Origin of the sequence: Vibrio sp. 10N.222.48.A3, from assembly GCF_041475345.1 — a bacterium.
Lineage (GTDB): Bacteria > Pseudomonadota > Gammaproteobacteria > Enterobacterales > Vibrionaceae > Vibrio > Vibrio tasmaniensis_A.
In genome coordinates, this window is the sequence record NZ_JBFRVX010000634.1 from 1 (window position 1) to 3,582 (window position 3,582).

The following is a 3,582-nucleotide window of genomic DNA, read 5'->3' on the forward strand; positions in this document are numbered from 1 at the left end:
GCGCTGAGGTAACTCTGTCGATTCCTTCTCCATCACTACTTTGTAAGCAACTTGGCCGATAGCAAAGCACAGGTTTGCACCTTGGACTACGAGGAAACCGACTAAAAAGTTTTCGTTGATACCCGCGAATTTAATGAATACAGCGCCCAATACAGCAATCGCCGCTGTCACTAAATACCACGGAGAGAATTGTCCTTTGAGGAAGTCATAAATAAGCGTGACGTAAATTGGGGTAAAAACGGTAAACAGAAGGACTTCAGGAACGGATAGCAGCAAGAAAGACTGGTAATAGAAGCAGTACATCAGCCCAAGCTGGATACCACCAATCGCCATCAACTTAGCGATCAGCTTACGCGAGATACCTCGAAACTTCAGGAAAGGAAGAAATACAATGCCAGCAAGGGCAACACGCATTAATACAGAGAACCAAGAATCAACCTGACCAGCAAGGTAAACGCCGATCAGGCTAAAAGAGAAGGCCCATAAGAGGGTAACACTAGCTAAATAGCTCATATAAAAACTTCGTTAATAAGATATGAGCTGTATGTTACCTAACCTTAATTCATTAGTCTTCTGAATCTCTTAGAGGCACGACCAGCATATCAACCGGCGAGGCATTGATCAGTTGTCGTGTTGAAGAGAGCAATTTGCTCCAGAAGTCTTGATGGTGCCCACAAACCACTAAATCAACATTGAATTCATTGATGGTGTCACACAGTTCATGACTCAGGTCGCCGCTGCCCACTAAGGTGTGGGTAATAGGGTATTGAGCGTGTTCTGCAAAATTTTGTAGCTGAACTCGAGATGCTTCCATCGCGTTGTGCTGGGTTTCTGCCATGTTGATATCAATAAGGCCGGTATAGAGCTCTGCATAATTAATATCGATATGGATAAAAGAGACTTTGGCTTCCAATGGCTTAGCCAATGCTACCGCTTTATCCACAAGTAATTTGCTGTCATCTGATAAATCGACTGCGACCAAAATATGTTTGTAACTCATATCGCTACCTCTTCTATTCATTGCCTAACTAAAGACTAGCACTATGCAATGCCTTTTTTTGCTGAAGTGATCTCATATCCACTGTCTTGCGTAATGTTTGCTCGAAATATTGGTTAACTAATGGCCTGCGAGATATTCATAAAATAGTGATATAGTAGAGAAAACTGAAGATGTAATTAGGAGTCTTAAATGCTATCAAAAACTATGGTAGAGCAACTGAACGATCAAATTAATCTAGAATTTTTCTCATCCAACCTATACTTACAAATGAGTGCTTGGTGTGAAGATAAAGGATTTGAAGGTGCAGCAGAGTTTCTGCGTGTTCATGCAGTCGAAGAAATGGAACACATGCAGCGTCTTTTTACTTACGTAAGTGAGACAGGTGCAATGCCAATTTTAGGTGCGATTGAAGCGCCAAAACATGAATTTGATAGCCTTGGGGCTGTGTTCCGTGAAACTTACGAACATGAGCAAATGATTACTCAAAAGATCAACAAACTGGCTCACGTTGCTTTCAGCACACAAGATTACTCAACCTTTAACTTCCTGCAATGGTACGTTGCAGAGCAACACGAAGAAGAGAAGTTGTTTAAAGGTGTATTGGATAAGCTAGAGCTTGTTGGTGAAGACGGTAAAGCATTGTTCTTTATTGATAAAGACTTAGCGCAATTGGCAAAAGATGGTTCATCTTCAATTATGGAAGCTCCTGCCGTATAGGTAGTACGAGAAAGACACTGATTATCTTTTTCTTTTGAGTTTTCTTATGAAGATGTAAGGAGGAAAGGATGATCAGCGGCGACACTATTCTATTTGCACTAATGGTTGTGACTTGTGTGAACTGGGCGCGTTACTTTACTGCGCTAAGAACACTCATTTATATTATGCGAGAAGCACACCCTCTACTATATCAACAAGTAGATGGAGGTGGTTTCTTCACAACCCATGGCAATATGACCAAACAGGTTCGCCTGTTTAGTTACATCAAAAGCAAAGAGTATCACCACCATCACGACGAAGTTTTTACGTCGAAGTGCGATCGTGTAAGGCAGTTATTCATACTCTCTTCTGCTCTGTTAGGTGTAACGTTGCTGTCTTCTTTCATCGTCTAAGTCATTTAGTACGATTGAAGTAGAGCTTAGGTTTTTGGTGTAAAGCTTCGGTTGTTGGTTCGCTAAGCCAAACCAAACAGTGGCTTGCTTATGTCTGTGAATTGTACAATTGAACATCAATTGCAAAGTTTAAAATTGCCGCTAAAATAGCGAGCAATTAGTAAGGATGTGCTGTTTATGCACATCCTTTTTTATTGATGGCATTTCGAGAACAGGGCGTACTCGGGCTGCACAAGTGAAGAAAAGCAGAACCACATGAGTGAAAAATTTGATGTAATCGTAATTGGTGCGGGCGCCGCTGGCTTAATGTGTGCTGCGGAAGCGGGAAAACGCGGGCGACGAGTGCTGGTGGTTGATCATGCAAAGAAACCAGGCAGAAAAATTTTAATCTCAGGTGGCGGTCGTTGTAACTTTACTAACTATGATGTTTCAGCCAACAACTTCCTATGTAACAACCCTCACTTCGTGAAGTCAGCTTTATCTCAATACACCAACTGGGATTTTATCTCGATGGTGAGCAAGTACGGCATTGAGTTCGAAGAGCGCGATCACGGCCAGTTGTTCTGTGTGAATGACCACACAGCAAAAGACATCGTGAGCATGCTGCTTGACGAGTGTAAGCAAGCGAAAGTTGAACAGCGCTACCGTTGTGATGTTCACTCCATCGAAAAAACAGACGCAGGCTTCAAGATGCACCTCAATACCGACGAAGTTGAGTGTGACTCACTCGTTGTAGCGACAGGCGGTTTGTCTATGCCTAAGCTAGGCGCAACGCCATTTGGCTATAAGATTGCAGAGCAGTTTGGTTTGTCGGTACTGCCAACTACTGCAGGGCTAGTACCATTCACGCTGCATAAAGAAGACAAAGAAGCTTTCGCTGAGCTTTCTGGTATCGCAATTCCTGCTGAGATCACAGCGCAAGACGGCACTTTATTTAAAGAAGCGTTGCTGTTTACGCACCGCGGCTTATCTGGTCCTTCGGTACTGCAAATCTCTTCATTCTGGAAAGCGGGTCAATCGGTTTCTATCAACCTAGTACCTGAAGTAGACGTTGCCGAGTTGCTTGAAAATTCTCGCGAGAAACACCCAAATCAGAGCCTGAAAAATACCTTGGCGAAAGCACTACCAAAGCGTTTTGTAGAAGTGCTGATTGACCGTAAAGAGCTTGAAGACAAGCCGCTTAAACAGTTCAACGAAAAGCAGCTTAGTGGCATCGTTGAGCACCTAGAGAACTGGAAAATTGCACCCAATGGCACGGAAGGTTATCGAACTGCCGAAGTGACTCTAGGCGGAGTGGATACTGATCACCTATCTTCGAAAACCATGGAGTGTAAGAGTGTGTCTGGCCTCTATTTCATCGGTGAAGTAATGGACGTAACGGGTTGGTTAGGGGGCTATAACTTCCAATGGACGTGGTCGTCTGGTTGGGTTGCAGGCCAAAACGTATAGCACAGTGGCGATGGCACTGGCTAA

At 43.5% G+C, this 3,582-nt stretch carries 5 protein-coding genes; 3 read left to right on the forward strand and 2 right to left on the reverse strand.

The genetic code is table 11. The annotated features are described in order from the left end of the window. Both AB4653_RS17515 and uspA read right to left on the reverse strand, forming a co-directional pair. On the reverse strand, nucleotides 1–513 hold a 513-nt coding region (locus AB4653_RS17515), incomplete at its 3' end, for an EamA family transporter (protein ID WP_372104844.1). A 52-nt stretch (nucleotides 514–565) separates the two neighbouring features. Then, nucleotides 566–1,000, reverse strand: a complete 435-nt coding sequence (gene uspA / locus AB4653_RS17520; RefSeq protein WP_009848061.1) for a universal stress protein UspA — start codon at nucleotides 998–1,000, stop codon at nucleotides 566–568. A 189-nt stretch (nucleotides 1,001–1,189) separates the two neighbouring features. On the opposite strand from uspA, the gene ftnA reads away from it, so the two are divergent. The 3 genes from ftnA (at nucleotide 1,190) to AB4653_RS17535 (ending at nucleotide 3,558) form a co-directional block, all read left to right on the forward strand. Further along, nucleotides 1,190–1,717, forward strand: a complete 528-nt coding sequence (gene ftnA / locus AB4653_RS17525; protein WP_004735556.1) for a non-heme ferritin — start codon at nucleotides 1,190–1,192, stop codon at nucleotides 1,715–1,717. A gap of 68 nt (nucleotides 1,718–1,785) precedes the next feature. Beyond that, nucleotides 1,786–2,109 (forward strand): universal stress protein UspB, encoded by a 324-nt coding sequence (uspB, locus tag AB4653_RS17530; RefSeq protein WP_009848060.1) that lies wholly within the window; start codon nucleotides 1,786–1,788, stop codon nucleotides 2,107–2,109. A gap of 255 nt (nucleotides 2,110–2,364) precedes the next feature. Beyond that, nucleotides 2,365–3,558: an NAD(P)/FAD-dependent oxidoreductase gene (locus AB4653_RS17535; RefSeq protein ID WP_102257540.1), complete on the forward strand. Its 1,194-nt coding sequence runs from the start codon at nucleotides 2,365–2,367 to the stop codon at nucleotides 3,556–3,558. The last annotated feature ends 24 nt before the right edge of the window (nucleotides 3,559–3,582 follow it).